This window comes from Cupriavidus alkaliphilus (assembly GCF_014191175.1).
GTDB lineage: Bacteria > Pseudomonadota > Gammaproteobacteria > Burkholderiales > Burkholderiaceae > Cupriavidus > Cupriavidus alkaliphilus.
This window is the reverse complement of the sequence record NZ_JACHWE010000003.1, coordinates 376,108-391,889: the sequence shown is the minus strand read 5'-3', so window position 1 is coordinate 391,889 and position 15,782 is coordinate 376,108. Positions and strand designations below refer to the sequence as shown.

14 protein-coding genes are annotated in these 15,782 nt (G+C 68.5%); 2 read left to right on the top strand and 12 right to left on the bottom strand.

Going from position 1 to position 15,782, the window contains the following annotated elements; genetic code table 11:
* Positions 1-58 precede the first annotated feature (58 nt).
* The 12 genes from FHX60_RS13310 to FHX60_RS13255 form a co-directional block, all read right to left on the bottom strand.
* Positions 59-481, bottom strand: coding sequence for an Hsp20/alpha crystallin family protein (locus tag FHX60_RS13310; protein WP_092313398.1), 423 nt, complete (start codon positions 479-481; stop codon positions 59-61).
* Positions 482-496: 15 nt separating this feature from the next.
* Positions 497-937 carry an Hsp20/alpha crystallin family protein gene (locus FHX60_RS13305; RefSeq protein ID WP_092313401.1) on the bottom strand — a complete coding sequence of 147 codons (441 nt, stop codon included), beginning with the start codon at positions 935-937 and terminating at the stop codon, positions 497-499.
* Positions 938-1,108: 171 nt separating this feature from the next.
* Positions 1,109-2,197, bottom strand: a complete 1,089-nt coding sequence (locus FHX60_RS13300) for an alpha/beta fold hydrolase (RefSeq protein ID WP_112775470.1) — start codon at positions 2,195-2,197, stop codon at positions 1,109-1,111.
* Positions 2,198-2,320: 123 nt separating this feature from the next.
* A complete protein-coding gene (locus FHX60_RS13295; RefSeq protein WP_183283606.1) occupies positions 2,321-2,710 on the bottom strand; it encodes a hypothetical protein in 390 nt (129 codons plus the stop codon).
* A gap of 446 nt (positions 2,711-3,156) precedes the next feature.
* Positions 3,157-5,055, bottom strand: coding sequence for a potassium transporter Kup (locus FHX60_RS13290; protein WP_183283605.1), 1,899 nt, complete (start codon positions 5,053-5,055; stop codon positions 3,157-3,159).
* A 321-nt stretch (positions 5,056-5,376) separates the two neighbouring features.
* Positions 5,377-6,117, bottom strand: a complete 741-nt coding sequence (locus FHX60_RS13285) for an ABC transporter ATP-binding protein (RefSeq protein ID WP_092313411.1) — start codon at positions 6,115-6,117, stop codon at positions 5,377-5,379.
* Positions 6,114-6,884 carry an ABC transporter ATP-binding protein gene (locus tag FHX60_RS13280; protein ID WP_092313414.1) on the bottom strand — a complete coding sequence of 257 codons (771 nt, stop codon included), beginning with the start codon at positions 6,882-6,884 and terminating at the stop codon, positions 6,114-6,116. The genes FHX60_RS13285 and FHX60_RS13280 overlap by 4 nt, the downstream gene beginning before the upstream one ends.
* Positions 6,881-7,960, bottom strand: a complete 1,080-nt coding sequence (locus FHX60_RS13275; RefSeq protein WP_183283603.1) for a branched-chain amino acid ABC transporter permease — start codon at positions 7,958-7,960, stop codon at positions 6,881-6,883. Before FHX60_RS13275 ends, FHX60_RS13280 begins: the two co-directional genes overlap by 4 nt.
* 1 nt (position 7,961) lies before the next feature.
* Positions 7,962-8,828 carry a branched-chain amino acid ABC transporter permease gene (locus FHX60_RS13270; RefSeq protein WP_012352611.1) on the bottom strand — a complete coding sequence of 289 codons (867 nt, stop codon included), beginning with the start codon at positions 8,826-8,828 and terminating at the stop codon, positions 7,962-7,964.
* 103 nt (positions 8,829-8,931) lie between these two features.
* Positions 8,932-10,137, bottom strand: coding sequence for an ABC transporter substrate-binding protein (locus FHX60_RS13265; RefSeq protein ID WP_092313421.1), 1,206 nt, complete (start codon positions 10,135-10,137; stop codon positions 8,932-8,934).
* 121 nt (positions 10,138-10,258) lie between these two features.
* Positions 10,259-11,074 (bottom strand): alpha/beta fold hydrolase, encoded by an 816-nt coding sequence (locus tag FHX60_RS13260; RefSeq protein ID WP_112775485.1) that lies wholly within the window; start codon positions 11,072-11,074, stop codon positions 10,259-10,261.
* Positions 11,075-11,108: 34 nt separating this feature from the next.
* Positions 11,109-12,722: a benzoate-CoA ligase family protein gene (locus tag FHX60_RS13255; RefSeq protein ID WP_112775466.1), complete on the bottom strand. Its 1,614-nt coding sequence runs from the start codon at positions 12,720-12,722 to the stop codon at positions 11,109-11,111.
* Positions 12,723-13,006: 284 nt separating this feature from the next.
* Between FHX60_RS13255 and FHX60_RS13250 the strand changes: the two genes are divergently transcribed.
* Together FHX60_RS13250 and boxC are read left to right on the top strand one after the other, a co-directional pair.
* A complete protein-coding gene (locus FHX60_RS13250) occupies positions 13,007-13,951 on the top strand; it encodes a helix-turn-helix transcriptional regulator (protein ID WP_092313430.1) in 945 nt (314 codons plus the stop codon).
* A gap of 115 nt (positions 13,952-14,066) precedes the next feature.
* A complete protein-coding gene (gene boxC, locus FHX60_RS13245) occupies positions 14,067-15,764 on the top strand; it encodes a 2,3-epoxybenzoyl-CoA dihydrolase (RefSeq protein ID WP_183283602.1) in 1,698 nt (565 codons plus the stop codon).
* Positions 15,765-15,782: the final 18 nt, after the last annotated feature.

Below are 15,782 nucleotides of genomic sequence, written 5' to 3'. Positions count from 1 at the left end.
GCCCAGCGCAAAGCAAGACGGCGGCGCCCAGGCACCGCCGTCCTGCATTCGGGCAGGCTTAGCCCACCGAGACCTCGATCCGGCGCGGCCGCGCTTCATCGCGGCGCGGGATGGTCAGCTTCAGCACGCCATCCTGCAGGTTGGCCTCGATCCCGGACGCGTCCAGGTCGGGGCTGAGCGTGAACGTGCGCGCATAGCGCGGCTGCCGTACCTCGGCATGCTGCACGCGCAGGCCGGCCGGCATCGGCAGCACCGCCTCGCCTTCGATGCGCAGGCTGCTGTCGTGGACGTTGACCTCGAGCTTCTCGCGCGGCACCCCCGGCAGGTCCGCCCACAGCGTAACGCCGGCGGCGGTCTCGAAGATGTCGACGGCAGGGACCAGCGTCATGGCCGGCGCCTCGTCGCGGCGCTGCGCCACGGCACCGCCCTGCCCGGCCGCATTGGCCTGGTCGCGCTGGACGACTTGATTCGAATCGGTCATGGCTACCTCCTCACATTAGCTGACGGTGATGGCACGCGGGCGCGAGGCCTCGCGCTTGCCGACGCTGATCGACAGGCAGCCGTTGGCGTAGCGTGCCTGCACCTTGTCGGGGTCCGCCGCCTGCGGCAACTCGATCACACGGCGGAAGCTGCCCGCGAAGCGCTCCTGGGCGTAGGGCCGCGCCTCGGCGTCGCCCTCCGGCTGGGTCGCGGCGCGCTCGCCGCTGATGGTCAGCAGGCCCTTGTCCACCGACACCTCGAACTGCTCCGCCTTCAGGCCCGGGGCAAACACCACGATCTCGATGGAGTCGTCGGTGGTGCCGATATTGAGCGGCGGAAACGCACCGAAACGCCCGGAGCGCAGGCTCGACGGAAAGCCGCCGAACACGCTGGCCATCTGCCGTTGCATCCGGTCGAATTCACTGAACAGATCAGTCCCGAAAATGAAGTCACTCATGGTTGGATCCTCCTTCTGTGCAGCGGGGAGGCGCACGGACGCCTTGTCTCCCCGCCGCCGGCGCGCCGGCTGGCGGGGAAGCCACAGCGCGTTGCTGCAGCGGCTGGGCAATCCCTAATTAGTGTCCGGGCAGGAGGATTTCAAGAGGGGTTGGTGCATGCTGCCCGGCCCTCAGGCACCGGCGCGATCGAAGCCGGCCTTGCGCGCCAGCACGATGGCCTGCCCGCGGTTTTCCACTTCCAGCTTGGCGAAAATGCTGGTGATATGGTTGCGCACGGTCTTCTCGCACAGGTCCAGGTGCGCAGCAATCTGCGCGTTGTCGCGCCCCTGCGCGATCAGCTCGACGATATCGCGCTCGCGGCGCGTGAGCGTCGTGAACGCGGTGAACGCGGGGCAGCTCGCCGGCTGCGCCGACGGCAGGAACGCGCGCACTTCGTCGAGCCAGCGGCGCCACGCCGGCTCGCCCTCCAGCAGCAGGTGGTTGCCGCTTTCCAGCGGCACGAAGCGCGCGCCGGGAATCTCGCTGGCAATCAGGCGGCCCTCATCGAACGGCACGCGCGCATCGCGCACCGCGTGCAGCACCAGCGTCGGGCAAGACACGCGCGGCAGCAGCGCTACCACGTCGATGTCGTTGAACACGCGCATGAAGCGCGCGGCATTCAGCGGCGAGGTCGACACCCGCTCCAGTTCGTTGAACCAGGCATGCTGTTCGGCGGTACCGCCGGGGATGAACTGGGTGGTGAAAAACTGGCGGAAGGCAGGGTTCTCCTGGCCCCACCCGAGTTCGGCCAGCTTGTTCATCAGTTCGGCTTCCTCCAGCAGGCGCTGGCTCAGATGGTCGCGCTTCAGGCGCCCGCGCGCGTATCCGCCGTGCAGCACGAGGTGGCTGACGCGCCGCGGATGCGCCACCGCGTAGGCCACGGCGATCGATGCGCCCTGCGAGATACCCAGCAGCGGGAAATGATCCACGCCGGTGGCGTCGACGATGGTTTCGAGATCGCGCAGCCAGGCATCGAAGGACAGGTCCTCGATGTCGCGGTCGGACAGTCCGCAGCCGCGCTCGTCATAGCGGATCAGCGTATGGGTGTCGGACAGCGCCGTGATCATGTGGCTCCACACCGGGCTGCCGACGTCGAACTCCAGATGGCTCATCCAGTTGGCCGCCTTGACCAGCGGCGCGCCGCTGCCGGTGATGGCATAGGCCAGCCGCACGCCATCGCGGCTGGTACACAGGCGGATCTGCTGCTTGAACATCGGCATGTCGGGGCCGCGCGGGCAGGAGCTGCCGGCTGGCGACCGCGGGCCGCGGCCGCCATGCGGGCGCGCCGCGTGACTTCCCTAGCTTAGGCAAAGGAGGGGCGGCGCAAAAGCGCCGCCGCGGGTTCAGGACAGGCATTCCCCGCTGCCGCGCGCATCGCTGCGCGCGCCGTCCGCATAAGGGTCGCGCGAGCCGGCGCGCGCGCCCTCGGTGAAGACGTCGAAGCGGCCCATGCGCGCGCCATCCGTATAGGGGTCCGGCTTGCGCATTCCGTCCTGGCTTGGGTCGAAGCCGCGCACCCGGCACACGGAAAGGTTGCCGCGCGCCACCACGGGCAGCAGCGCGATCTCTGCGTCCGGACTGCGCGCGCCCTCGGCAAACGCATCGCGCTGGGCGGCGTGGCGCGGCATGGCCGCGGCCAGCGCTTCGCCGTAGGCACCGGCCTGGGCCGGCTGGCTCAAGCCGGCGGCGAGTGCGGCAGCGGCAACGAGGGTGTGGGCAAGATTCCTGTGCATTGCAATCTCCAACTGCGGTGGCCGGCGGCAGGGTCTGCCCCGGCAGGTCCGTCATTCAGGCGATCGACAACGAAACGGCGCGGCCGCACGGGATCGCCTGTGCCGTGCAAGCCCTTGCCTGGCGCCGGCCGGCTGCCATCCCATCAGGGCAGCGGCGTGGCGCCGGACTCCGGGGTCCGGGGTTGTGCTGATGCAGTCTGGATACCGCCGCGCCGATGAGGGAACTGCCGCAAGGCGCGGGGCTGAGACAAGCTGAGGGACGCATTGTCGGACGCGGGCAGGCTCGCCGCATGAGGCCACGGTCCCGGTTCGGGCTGCCGGCTGGCCGCTTTCCGGGACCTGTGCCCCGCTGCCGGGCCCTCCGGCCCAAAGAAAAGCCCCCGGGGCGCCTTGGCGGCGCGGCCCGGGGGCTGGCGGAGCGAGCGGCGGGCGCCGCCCGCGCGCGTTCAGATTTCGACCTTGGTGCCCAGTTCGACGACCCGGTTGGCCGGAATCTGGAAGAAGTCCGACGGCTTGGCGCCGTTCTGGTGCATCCACGCGAACAGGCTTTCGCGCCACATCGGCATGCCCGGCAGCTTCGACGGAATCACCGATTCGCGGGCGATGAAGAAGGAGGTCTCCATCAGCTCGAAATGCATGTCCAGCTTGCGATCGGCCAGGTCCAGCACCTTCTGCACGTCGGGCGTCTCCTTGAAGCCGTACTCGGACTTCAGGATAAACACGCCGCCGCCCAGGTCCTTGCAGCTCAGGCGATGGTCGTCGTCCACGTACGGGACGTCGCGCGTGATGAAGTTCAGGAACACCACGCGCTCATGCAGCACGCGGTTGTGCTTCAGGTTGTGCAGCAGCGATACCGGCACCGAATCCGTGTTGCCGGTCAGGAACACCGCGGTGCCTTCGACGCGGTGCGGCGGGTGCGCCAGCAGGCCGGCGATGAACGGCTCCAGCGGGATGCCGTCTTCCAGGCTGCGCGCGCGCAGCAGCTTGCGGCCGCTGTACCACGTCATCAGCAGGAAGAACGCGCTGCTGCCCAGCAGCAGCGGGAACCAGCCGCCTTCGGCGACCTTGAGCAGGTTCGCCGCGAAGAACGACAAGTCCACCACCAGGAAGGCCGCGCCCAGCACCGCGACCAGCGCGGGGTTCCATTTCCAGACATTGCGCATGCACACCGTCGCCAGGATGGTGGTGATGACCATGGTCGTGGTCACCGCGATGCCATATGCCGCCGCCAGGTTTTCGGACTTCTTGAACGAGATCACGACGGCGAACACCAGCGCCAGCAGCATCCAGTTCACCACCGGCAGGTAGATCTGGCCAATCTCGGCCGCCGAGGTATAGCGCACCCGCATGCGCGGCAGGAAACCGAGCTGGATCGCCTGGCTGGTCAGCGAGTACGCGCCCGAGATGACCGCCTGCGAGGCGATCACGGTGGCGCAGGTGGCCAGCAGCACCATCGGAATCAGCAGCAGTTCCGGCACCATCAGGTAGAACGGGTTTTCGGTGCCGGCCGGATTGTTCAGCAGCATTGCGCCCTGGCCAAAGTAGTTCAGCATCAGGCACGGCATCACCAGGATGAACCAGCCGATGCGGATCGGGCGCGCGCCGAAGTGGCCCATGTCGACATACAGGGCCTCGGCCCCGGTCAGCACCAGGAACACCGAGCCGAGCACGATAAACGCCTGCAGCGCGTGCTCCACCAGGAAGATAATGCCGTAGTAGGGATTCACCGCCTTCAGGATTTCCGGCGCCTGCACCAGGTTGTAGATGCCCAGTGCGCCCAGCGCCAGGAACCACACCGTCATCACCGGCCCGAACAGCTTGCCCACCGCCGCGGTGCCGTGGCGCTGGATCAGAAACAGCGCCGCCAGGATCACCAGCGTGATCGGTATGACGAATTGCGACAGCTGCGGCGCGGCGATCTCCAGCCCCTCCACCGCCGACAGCACCGAGATCGCCGGCGTGATCACCGCGTCGCCATAGAACATGCAGGCACCGAAGATGCCCAGCATCATCAGCAGCTTCGCCTTGCCGGAACGCGCCGCCACGGTGCGCAGCACCAGCGCCATCAGCGCCAGCACCCCGCCTTCACCGTCGTTGTCGGCCCGCATCACGAACACCACGTACTTGATCGAGACCACGATGATCATGGCCCAGAACAGCATGGAGATCACGCCCAGCACGGCGTCCGTGCTGAAGGCGATGCCGTGCTCCTTGCTGAAGCATTCCTTGAGGGCGTAGAGCGGGCTGGTGCCGATGTCGCCGAAGACGACGCCTACCGCGCCGAGCACCAGCGCGCGCGTGCTGGGGCTCTCGACAAAATAGTGGCTGGTTGTGGATTGGGTCATGAAGTTGGGTCTGCCCGACCGGAGCGCCGGCAGGTTTGTTGGCTCTGCCGCGGGCCCGTCCGATCCGGCGCAACAGCTTGCTGCGCCCGGGGCCGGTGCTGGTTGCGGTTCTTATTGCATTGCACAAACGCGCGCAATTCTAGTGGAACTGTCGACTATCGACCACTGCGGCAAAAATGGATGCCGCTTTCGTGACTTCGCAAGAATGGGAGGGATGTGGCGGATGGTCAAGCCCTGCGGGGGCAAAACAGCGATACCTTGCGCCCGCAAGTGCCGTTGCGGCAGGGCAACAATAGCGCCTTATAGGCCACTTCAATGAGGTCAGACGCCGAGGTAGCGGTCCAGCGCTTCCGGCTTGCCGGCCAGGTCCGAGGCGGGACCGGACAACACCACCCGGCCCTTTTCCAGCACCACGGCCCGGTCGGCGTGTGCCAGCACCGAGCGGAAATTGCGGTCGACCACCACCGACGCGATACCGGTGGCCCGCACCGTGGCAATCACGGCCCAGATCTCGCGCACGATGCGCGGCGCCAGCCCCTCGGTGGCCTCGTCCAGCACCAGGCAGTCGGGGTTGGTCATCAGCGCGCGGCCGATCGACAGCATCTGCTGTTCGCCACCGGACAGCTGCTGGCCACCATGGGACAGGCGTTCCTTCAGGCGCGGGAACAGGTCGAGCACGCGCGCCTCGTCCCAGTCGTTGCGGCCATGGCAGCCCTTGCGCGCGGCCATCAGCAGGTTCTCGCGCACCGATAGGCTGGGGAAGATGCCGCGCCCCTCGGGCACGTAGGCCACGCCCAGGCGCGCCACCTCGAACGGCTGCGCGCGCGAGACCTCGCGGCCGGCCACCACGATGCGGCCCTGGCGCTGGCGCACGTGGCCCAGCAGCGTGCGCAACAGCGTGCTCTTGCCCATGCCATTGCGCCCCAGCAGCCCGACCGTCTCGCCCGCGCCGACGGTGAAGTCGATGTCGCGCAGCACGTGGCTCGAGCCATACCAGGCGTTGATGCCGGTGGCCTCGATCATCGGCGCGGCCGCAGCCGCCGCGGGGTTCTGCTGGTTCATGCGGCCTCGTCCTCTTCCTCGCCCAGGTAGGCAACCTGGACTTCGTGGTTGGTGCGGATCGCCTCGGGGCTGCCGGTGGCGATCACGGCGCCGTTGACCATCACGGTGATGCGGTCGGCGACCGAGAACACCGCGTCCATGTCGTGCTCCACCAGCAGGATGGCGTGGCCTTCGCGCAGGCCGCGCAGCAGTGCCAGCATCCGTGCCGACTCCTCCGCGCCCATGCCCGCCAGCGGCTCGTCCAGCAGCAGCGCGACCGGCTGCGTGGCCAGGCACATCGCCACCTCGAGCTGGCGCTTCTGCCCGTGCGCGAGATCGCTGGCGCGCCGGTCCGCCAGGTGCTCCAGCCCGGCGCGCTCCATGGCCTCGTCGGCCAGCGTCGCGGCAGTGCGGCAGCCCTGGGCGCTTTCCCACAGCCGCCAGGCGCGCTGCGCGCGCGACTGCGCCGCCAGCCGGCAGTTCTCGCGCACCGTCAGCGGCAGGAAGATGTTGTTGCGCTGGTAGCTGCGCCCCACCCCATGGCGCGCCAGCCGCGGCTGCGACCAGCCGGTCACGTCCTCGCCCTTCAGGCGCAGGCGGCCGGACGACGCCGGCAATTCGCCGGACAGCATATTGATCAGGGTCGACTTGCCGGCGCCATTGGTGCCGATCACGGCGTGGATCTCATGCAGCGCCAGCGTCAGGTCGACCCCGGCCACGGCGGTCAGGCCGCCGAAGCGCCGGGTCAGTTGCTGCGCCTCGAGGATGGTGGTGGCGGGTGCGTTCATGCGGCCTCCGTATGGCTGCGCGGCTCCGCGGGGGCTTCGCCGGTGCCGGAGCCCGCATCGCCATTGCGGCAGCGCCGGCGCCCGTGCCGCAGCACGGACGGCAGGCTGACCAGGCCGCGCGGCAACAACGCTACCGCGACAATGATGAAGCCGCCCATCAGCAGCTGCCAGTGCTTGGTCAGCGTGCTGAACCACTCGGCCAGCAGCACGAACGAGAACGCGCCCAGCACCGCGCCGGCCAGGCTGCCGACGCCGCCCAGGATCACCATCAGCATGGCGTTGCCCGACTGGTGCCACGACGCGATCTCCGGATTGACGAAGCCGAACTGGATCGCATAGAGAAACCCGGCCAGCCCCGCCAGCAGCCCGCCCGCGACAAAGGCGCCAAGCTGGTAGCGGTAGGTGGCATAGCCGGCCGCGCGCATGCGCTGCTCGTTGTGGCGGATGCCGACCAGCGCGTGGCCGAAGCGCGAGCGCAGCACCAGCATCAGCACCGCCACGGTCGCCATCAGTCCCAGCCACACCAGCCAGTAGAAATGCATCGGGTCGTTCACCGTCAGCAGGTGCTCGCCGGGCACGGGAAATTCCGGGCGGAAATAGATATAGGTGCCGTCGCTGCCGCCCGCGACCTTGGTGTCGTGGAACACGAAGTACACCATCTGCGCGAACGCCAGCGTCACCATGATGAAGTACACGCCGCGCGTGCGCAGCACCAGCGCGCCCACCACCAGCGCCAGCGCGGCCGAGGCCGCCAGCGCGCCGGCCAGCAGCACCCAGCCGTTGCCGGGCCCGCTCTGCGGCGCCAGCATGGCGGTGGCATAGGCGGCCATGGCGAAGTAGGCGGCATGGCCCAGGCTGACCAGCCCGGTGTAGCCGATCAGCAGCTGCAGCGACAGCGCGAAGATCGCCATGATCATCACCTTGCTGAGCAGCTCGATATAGAACTTGTGGCTGTCCGCGGTCAGCAGCAGCGGCAGCCCGGCCAGCACCGCGAAGGCCACCACCCAGCCCAGCGCGGTGGCCAGCGTGGCGTTGCGCGCAGCGTGCCGGCGCGCCGGCAATGTCGTCGGATTCATGTCATCCCGCCTTGAACAGCCCCTGCGGCTTCCACAGCAGGATCACCGCCATCAGCAGGTAGATCAGCACGCCGGCTGCCTCCTGCCAGAACACCTTGCCGAAGGTATCGACAAAGCCCAGCAACAGCGACGCCACCAGCGCGCCCTTGACCGAGCCGATGCCGCCGATCACCACCACCACGAAACAGACGATCAGCACCTGCGCACCCATGCCCGGATAGACCGACGACACCGGCGCGGCGATCATGCCGGCCAGCACCGCCAGCGCCACGCCAAGCGCAAACACGAAGCGGTACAGCACCGTGATATTGATGCCGAGCGACTGCACCATCTCGCGATTGGTCGCGCCGGCGCGGATCATCATGCCCAGGCGGGTGCGGCGGATCACGTAGTACATCGCCAGCGCCACCACCAGGCAGACGGCGGAGATGAACAGGCGGTACACCGGGTACGTCATGTCATTGCCGATCGGCAGCGCGCCGTCGAGCAACGCCGGCACCTGCACGCCGTGCACGTCGTCGCCGACCAGGATGCTGCGCAGCTCCTCGAACACCAGGATCAGGCCATAGGTCATCAGCACCTGCTGCAGGTGGTCGCGCTCGTACAGGTAGCTGAAGAAGGCCCACTCGAGCACATAGCCGAACGCCACCGCCAGCACGATGCCCAGCGGAATGGCGATGAACAGGTTGCCGGTCAGCCCGGCCAGCGTAAAGGCCAGGTAGGCGCCCAGCATGTAGAAGCTGCCGTGGGCCAGGTTGATCACGCCCATGATGCCGAAGATCAGCGTCAGGCCGCTGGCCACCAGGAACAGCAGCAGGCCGTACTGGACGCTGTTCAGGCACTGGATGAGGAAGGAGACGATGTCCATGCGGGCAATACATCAAGAAACCGAAGAGCGCCACGCATGCTGGTGGCAGGCTCCCCTCTCCCGCAAGCGGGAGAGGGGCGCAAACACGCGGGTGTTAAAGCGCCTACAGCCGACACCCGCGCGCCGGATCGGCCAGCGCCTTCACCGCCACCGAGCTGACCTTGTTCTCGCGTCCGTCCACCTTGCGCAGGTAGAAATCCTGCACCGGGTTGTGGGCCTTGGACAGCGTGAAGGTGCCGCGCGGGCTGTCGATCCTGGCGCCGCCCATGGCCTTGTACAGGTCGGCCTTGCGCGTCATGTCGCCCTTTACCGCGGTCGCGCCGGCCGCCAGCAGCTGCGCGGCATCGTAGCCCTGCACCGCGTACACGTCGGGCTGCAGCTTGTAGGTCTTGGCGTAGTCCAGGCGGAAGTTCTTGTCGCGCGCGTTGGTCAGACCGTCAGCGTAATGCAGCGTGGTTTCCAGGCCTTGCGCCGCGTTGCCCTGCGCCTCGAGCGTGCCGTCGGTCAGGAAGCCCGAGCCATACAGCGGGATCTTGTCCTTCAGCCCGGCCGCGGCCCAGTCCTTGACGAACTTGACCGCGCCGCCGCCGGCAAAGAACACGAACACGGCATCGGGCTTGAGCGACGCCACTTCCGTGATCAGCGCCTGGAACTCGACATTGGGGAACGGCAGGCTCAGCTCCTTCACCACCTTGCCGCCCTTGGCCTCGAACGCCTCCTTGAAGCCCTTGACCGACTGCTCGCCGGCGGCGTATTTCCAGGTCAGCGTCACCACCTTCTTCAGGCCGCGCTCGCCCAGCACCTGGCCCATGGCATAGCCCGGCTGCCAGTTCGAGAACGAGGTGCGGAAGATGTTGGGCCCGCACAGCGGCCCGGTGGCCTCGTCGACGCCCGCGTTCGGAATGATCAGCAGCGTGTTGTTTTCCTTGGCCACCTTGACGATGCCCATCTGCACGCCGGAATGCACCGTGCCGACCACCACGTCGACCTGGTCGCGCTTGACCAGCTTGGTGGCATTCTCCGGCGCCTTGGCCGGATCGGACTCGTCGTCGACCTTGAAGTATTCGATCTCGCGCCCCCCCAGCTTGCCGCCCTGCTGCTGCACGTACATGCGGAAGCCGTTCTCGATGGCGTTGCCCAGCGCGGCATAGGTGCCGGTGTACGGCAGCATGAAGCCGACCTTGATCTTGCCGCCGGCGGGGGCACCGGCCGCGGGGGCCGCGGTCTGCGCGGAAGCGCTGGCCATGGCAAAGACGGTGGCGGCGGCAAGGCAGGCAGGCGCGAGCCTGCGCGATGGGAAGCGACGCATGGTGTCTCCTGGTGGTCAAGCCGGTTGGCTCGCTGGACCGTTGCCGGTCACCCCTGCCCTTGCCACGGGCCGCCGGCGCATCTGGCACCGGGAACCCCTGCGCAATCGGCGGGAAGCCGAATTATTTTAGGTTTGAAGTATATGCGTTTATATGCCGAACCGCGGCCAGCGTCAACGGATCTTTTTGGTCGCGATGGGGCGAATGTCCGCATCGCGCGAGTTTAAGCAAGGTGGTCTGGGGGGCATATCGATGGATACCCTCGATCTGCGCCATGGTGCCGTACTCGTCTTCCTCGCCCTGCACCGCCAGCACCGGGCATTGGATGCCGGACAGCAGCGGCCGCAGGTCCCAGTGACGAAAATCCGGGTCGAGCCAGATATCGTTCCAGCCCCAGAAGGCGGAATCGACATCGGCGTGGTGGCGCGCCAGCCGCTCGCGCAGGTCGGTTTCGAGATAGGCCTGGCGCGTCGCCGCGATGCTGCGCACCGACAGGTCTTCGACCACGATATGCGGCGCCAGCACGGTGATGCCCGCCACCGCGCGCGGAAAGCTGGCCGCATGGATCAGCGCGATCGAAGCGCCGTCGCTGTGGCCGAGCAGCCAGGGTATGCCGCGCGCGCGGCCGGGTCCGATTTCGAGCGCGTCGAACAGCGCGGGCAGCGCCTCGCGCGCCTGCCGGTGCATGAAATCGGGGCGCCACTTCTCCTCGTGCGGCCGCGGCGTCGAGCGGCCGTAGCCATAGCGGGAAAACACCAGCCCGCGGTAATCGCCGGCCTCGCAGAACTCCAGCGGAAAGTCGCGCCACATGCTGATCGAGCCGAGGCCCTCGTGCAGGAACACCACCAGCGGGCGCTGCGCGCGCTCCGGGCGCAGCCACTGGTACTCGATCTGGATACGGCGGTTGTCGAACGGGATCTCGACCAGGCTGCCGGGCATGGACATCTTTTCTGGTTGCATCGGTTAAGGAAGTTCAGCCGCGCGCGGCCTGCTCGCGCTGGCGCAGGCGGAAGCGCTGGATCTTGCCGGTCGCGGTCTTGGGCAGTTCCGGCACGCATTCGATCTGGCGCGGGTACTTGTACGGCGCCAGGCGCGACTTGATAAAGGCCTGCAGTTCCGCCGCCATGCCGTCGTGCCATTGCTGGCCGGGACGCAGCACCACGAAGGCCTTGGGCTTGACCAGTTCGTCGGCATCGGTCACGCCGATCACCGCCGCTTCCAGCACGGCCGGGTGCTGTGCCAGCGCGGCCTCGACCTCGAACGGCGAGACGTAGATTCCGCCCACCTTCAGCATGTCGTCGCTGCGCCCGGCGTAGGTGTAGTAGCCGTCCGCATCGCGCAGGTACTTGTCGCCGCTGCGCGTCCAGGCGCCGACAAAGGTCTCGCGGGTCTTGTCGCGGTTGCACCAGTACATCAGCGCGGCGCTCGGGCCCTTGATGTAGAGGTCGCCGATCTCGCCCGCGGCGCAGGGCTGGCCCTGCTCGTCGAGCAGCCTGATTTCGTAGCCGGGGACCGGCACGCCGGTGGTGCCGTAGCGCACCGCGCCCGGCCGGTTCGACAGGAAGATATGCAGCATCTCGGTGGAGCCGATGCCGTCGAGGATGTCGCAGCCGAAATGCGCCAGGAAGCGTTCGCCGATATCGCGCGGCAGCGCCTCGCCGGCCGAGGTGCATACGCGCAGGGCCACCTGCGCGCGCGGCGGCAGCCCGGGCGCGGCCAGCATGCCGGCGTACAGCGTCGGCACGCCGCAGAACACCGTCGGCTTGTGCTCGCACAGCCGTTTGAACACGGCCGCGGGCGTGGGGCGTTCGGCCATCAGCACGGTGGTGGCGCCGACCGACATCGGGAAGGTCAGCGCATTGCCCAGCCCGTAGGCAAAGAACAGCTTTGCGGCGGAGAACACCACGTCGTCCTCGCGGATGCCCAGCACTTGCCGCGCATAGAGGTCGGCGGTATGGAACAGGTTGGCGTGGGTATGCACGGTTCCCTTGGGCCGGCCGGTGGAGCCGGACGAGTACAGCCAGAACGCCATGTCGTCGGGCCCGGTGCTGGCAGCCGGCGCCGGTGTGCGCGTGCGCGCCAGCATCGCGCCGACGCTGCACGACGGCGCGGCGCCGGCGTGCGGTGCGGCCTGGATCACGGTCGGCGACAGCCCGCTCTTGTCGATCGCGGCCTGCATCACCGGCAGCAGTGGCTCGGACACCACCACCGCGCGCGCGCCGCTGTGTTCGAGCATGTAGGCGTAGTCGTCCGCGGTCAGCAGGGTATTGACCGCCACCGGCACCACGCCCGCCAGCAGGCAGCCGAGGAACACCACCGGAAAGTCGACCGTATCCAGCGCGCACAGCAACAAGCGCTCTTCCTGGCGCAAGCCGGCCGCGCGCAGCGCGCCGGCGAAGCGGCGGGCCCGGTCGTCGAGTTCGGCGTAGGTCAGCGCGGTGGTGTCGTCGCGATAAGCGGTCTTGGCTCCACGGCCTGCCGCGAGGTTGCGCGACAGCAGGTCGTCGGCGGCGTTATAGCGTGACGGCAGCGCCGCAATGGCACCAGCGGTGCCGGCCGCGGCCGCGGCAAGGGTGGGGGGCGTCATGTCTGCACTCCTCGGTGTCGCGCGCCGCGGCCCGCTGCTGCCCGGCGGGCGCGCGCCGGCGCCAGGCCAGTCGCTGTTTTGGGAACCGGCCGGGTCGCAGCCGGGATCCGCTTGTTGATGCATTTTATTTCACATCGATTATTATGCAACCAAGGGAATGCACTATAGGACAGGGTTCGCGCTGGCAGCTGCCCGCGGCACCACTTGGCGCGACCGTGCTGAACGTATAATGCGCCCCTGCTTTTGCCCGTGCCTGCTTTGGCCGCACCAACCCGACCGACACCATGCGCCGCGATTCCGCACCGCTGCCCGCCGCCAGCACCGAGGCCGACACCCCTGCCGCGCCCGCCGCCAACGCCGAACGCGACCCCTACCTGACCCGGCTGGGCGAGCGCATCCGTTCGCTGCGCGCCTCGCGCGGCATGTCGCGCAAAGACCTGGCGCGCGGCGCGGCCGTGTCCGAACGCTATCTGGCCAACCTGGAAACCGGCACCGGCAATGCCTCGGTGCTGCTGCTGCGGCAGGTGGCGCGCGCGCTGGATGTGCCCTTGCCGGTGGTGCTGGCCGAGGTGGACACCCTCAACGGCCAGCAGGCGTCGGAGTTCGCGCAGATGGTGCAGTGGCTGGCGCAACTGCCCGCCGGCGACCTGGCGCGCGTGCGCGAAGCCTGCCGCCATGCGCTGGCGCCGGAACAGTCCGGCGATGCGCGCCACCGCCGCATCGCGCTGATCGGCCTGCGCGGCGCCGGCAAGTCGACGCTGGGGCGCGCGCTCGCGGCCGTACGCGACGTGCCCTTCGTCGAACTGAATGCCGTGATCGAGCAGGAAGCGGGCGCCAGCCTGTCCGAGATCCACTCGCTGTACGGGCAGGCCGCCTATCGCCGGTATGAAATGCGCGCGCTGGAGCGGACCCTGCGCGAACACGACCGCATGGTGCTGGCCACCCCCGGCAGCCTGGTGTCGGAGCCGGCCACCTTCAACCTGCTGCTGGCGCAGTGCTACACCATCTGGGTGCGCACCTCGCCCGAAGAACACATGGCGCGCGTGGTGGCCCAGGGCGACATGCGGCCGATGGAAGGCAACCGCGAGGCCATGGCCGACCTGCGCCGCATCCTCGAGGCGCGCGCGCCGCTGTATGACCGCGCCGACCTATCGATCGACACCAGCGGCCAGGACGCCGCGGCCTCGCTGCAGCAACTGCGGGCCCAGCTGCAGGCCGCGGGCGCCTGAGCCCCCCCCCGGGAACTCCCCCGGCGCGCGCCGACAAAGACGTTGCACCGCCCGTCTCCATGCACTATATTTCATCAAAAGCCGCAAGGCACGATAGTGCACTCTGGAGACAGCCATGTCCACGCCGGCAATCGCCCCGCATCACCCCGGCCAGGCAGACGCGCCCGCGCCGGTCACGTTCGAGCGCCATCCCGACCAGTACCGCCACTGGAAGCTGAGCTTCAACGGTCCGATCGCCACGCTGGCGATGGATGTCGACGAAGAAGGCGGCCTGCGTCCGGGCTATGCGCTCAAGCTCAATTCCTACGACCTCGGCGTCGACATCGAGCTGCACGACGCGCTGCAGCGCATCCGCTTCGAGCATCCCGAGGTCCGCACCGTGGTGCTGACCAGCGCGCGCGAGCGCATCTTTTGCTCGGGCGCCAATATCTTCATGCTGGGGCAGTCGTCGCACGCGTGGAAGGTCAACTTCTGCAAGTTCACCAACGAGACCCGCAATGCCATCGAGGACGCCAGCCGGCACTCGGGGCTGAAGTTCATCGCCGCCTGCAACGGCACCACCGCCGGCGGCGGCTATGAGCTGGCGCTGGCGTGCGACGAGATCGTGCTGGTCGACGACCGCTCGTCGGCGGTAAGCCTGCCCGAGGTGCCGCTGCTGGGGGTGCTGCCCGGCACCGGCGGCCTTACGCGCGTGACCGACAAGCGCCATGTGCGCCGCGACCACGCCGACATTTTCTGCACCACCACCGAAGGCGTGCGCGGCCAGCGCGCCAGGGACTGGAAGCTGGTCGACGAGGTGGTCAAGCCGGCGCGCTTCGCCGAATACGTGGCCGAGCGCGCCGCGGCGCTGGCGGCCACCAGCGACCGCCCGCAAGGCCACCACGGCATCACCCTGACGCCGCTGTCGCGCACCGTCGAGCCGGACGGCTATCGCTACGAGACCGTGCGCGTGCATGTCGATGCCAACGCGCGCAAGGCCACGCTGACCGTATTCGGCCCGGACAAGCACCAGCCCGGCGACCTTGCCGGTGTGGTCGCGGCGGGCGCGCAATGGTGGCCGCTGAAGATGGCGCGCGAACTCGACGACGCCATCCTGACACTGCGCACCAACCATCTCGACATCGGCATCTGGGTGCTGAAGACCGATGGCGACCCGGCCGCGGTGCTGGCCGCCGATGCCCTGCTGCAGGGGCACGCCGGCCACTGGTTCGTGCGCGAGACCCTGGGCATGCTGCGCCGCACGCTGGCACGGCTGGATGTGTCGTCGCGCAGCCTGATCGCGCTGATCGAGCCCGATTCCTGCTTTGCCGGCACGCTGCTGGAACTGGCGCTGGCCGCCGACCGCAGCTACATGCTGCACCTGCCCGACGCGCCCGACGACGCGCCGCGCGTGTTCGTCTCGCCGCTCAACTTCGGCCACTACCCCATGCCCAACGGCCAGACCCGGTTGGCCGCGCGCTTCTACGGCGACGAGGCCGCGCTGGGCCCGGTGCGCGACCACATCGGCGCGCCGCTGGATGCGCTCAGCGCCGATTCGCTCGGCCTGATCACCGCGGCGCCGGACGATATCGACTGGGAAGACGAGATCCGCATCGCGCTGGAGGAACGCGCCAGCCTGTCGCCGGATGCGCTGACGGGAATGGAGGCGAACCTGCGCTTCGGCGGCGCCGAGACCATGGAGACCCGCATCTTCGGCCGGCTCACCGCCTGGCAGAACTGGATCTTCCAGCGCCCCAACGCCGTCGGCGAGAACGGCGCGCTGAAGGTCTTCGGCAGCGGCAACAAGGCCCGCTTCGACTGGGACCGCGTCTAGCGCGCCCGCCAGACCCCA

Bases quoted from the DNA above. Each gene is read 5' to 3' on its own strand.
- FHX60_RS13295 (WP_183283606.1), bottom strand. From the start codon at position 2,710: ATGCACAGGAATCTTGCCCACACCCTCGTTGCCGCTGCCGCACTCGCC.
- FHX60_RS13310 (WP_092313398.1), bottom strand. From the start codon at position 481: ATGACCGATTCGAATCAAGTCGTCCAGCGCGACCAGGCCAATGCGGCC.
- FHX60_RS13305 (WP_092313401.1), bottom strand. From the start codon at position 937: ATGAGTGACTTCATTTTCGGGACTGATCTGTTCAGTGAATTCGACCGG.
- FHX60_RS13265 (WP_092313421.1), bottom strand. From the start codon at position 10,137: ATGCGTCGCTTCCCATCGCGCAGGCTCGCGCCTGCCTGCCTTGCCGCC.
- FHX60_RS13260 (WP_112775485.1), bottom strand. From the start codon at position 11,074: ATGCCCGGCAGCCTGGTCGAGATCCCGTTCGACAACCGCCGTATCCAG.
- FHX60_RS13250 (WP_092313430.1), top strand. From the start codon at position 13,007: ATGCGCCGCGATTCCGCACCGCTGCCCGCCGCCAGCACCGAGGCCGAC.
- boxC (WP_183283602.1), top strand. From the start codon at position 14,067: ATGTCCACGCCGGCAATCGCCCCGCATCACCCCGGCCAGGCAGACGCG.
- FHX60_RS13300 (WP_112775470.1), bottom strand. From the start codon at position 2,197: ATGCCGATGTTCAAGCAGCAGATCCGCCTGTGTACCAGCCGCGATGGC.
- FHX60_RS13255 (WP_112775466.1), bottom strand. From the start codon at position 12,722: ATGACGCCCCCCACCCTTGCCGCGGCCGCGGCCGGCACCGCTGGTGCC.
- FHX60_RS13280 (WP_092313414.1), bottom strand. From the start codon at position 6,884: ATGAACGCACCCGCCACCACCATCCTCGAGGCGCAGCAACTGACCCGG.
- FHX60_RS13285 (WP_092313411.1), bottom strand. From the start codon at position 6,117: ATGAACCAGCAGAACCCCGCGGCGGCTGCGGCCGCGCCGATGATCGAG.
- FHX60_RS13270 (WP_012352611.1), bottom strand. From the start codon at position 8,828: ATGGACATCGTCTCCTTCCTCATCCAGTGCCTGAACAGCGTCCAGTAC.
- FHX60_RS13290 (WP_183283605.1), bottom strand. From the start codon at position 5,055: ATGACCCAATCCACAACCAGCCACTATTTTGTCGAGAGCCCCAGCACG.
- FHX60_RS13275 (WP_183283603.1), bottom strand. From the start codon at position 7,960: ATGAATCCGACGACATTGCCGGCGCGCCGGCACGCTGCGCGCAACGCC.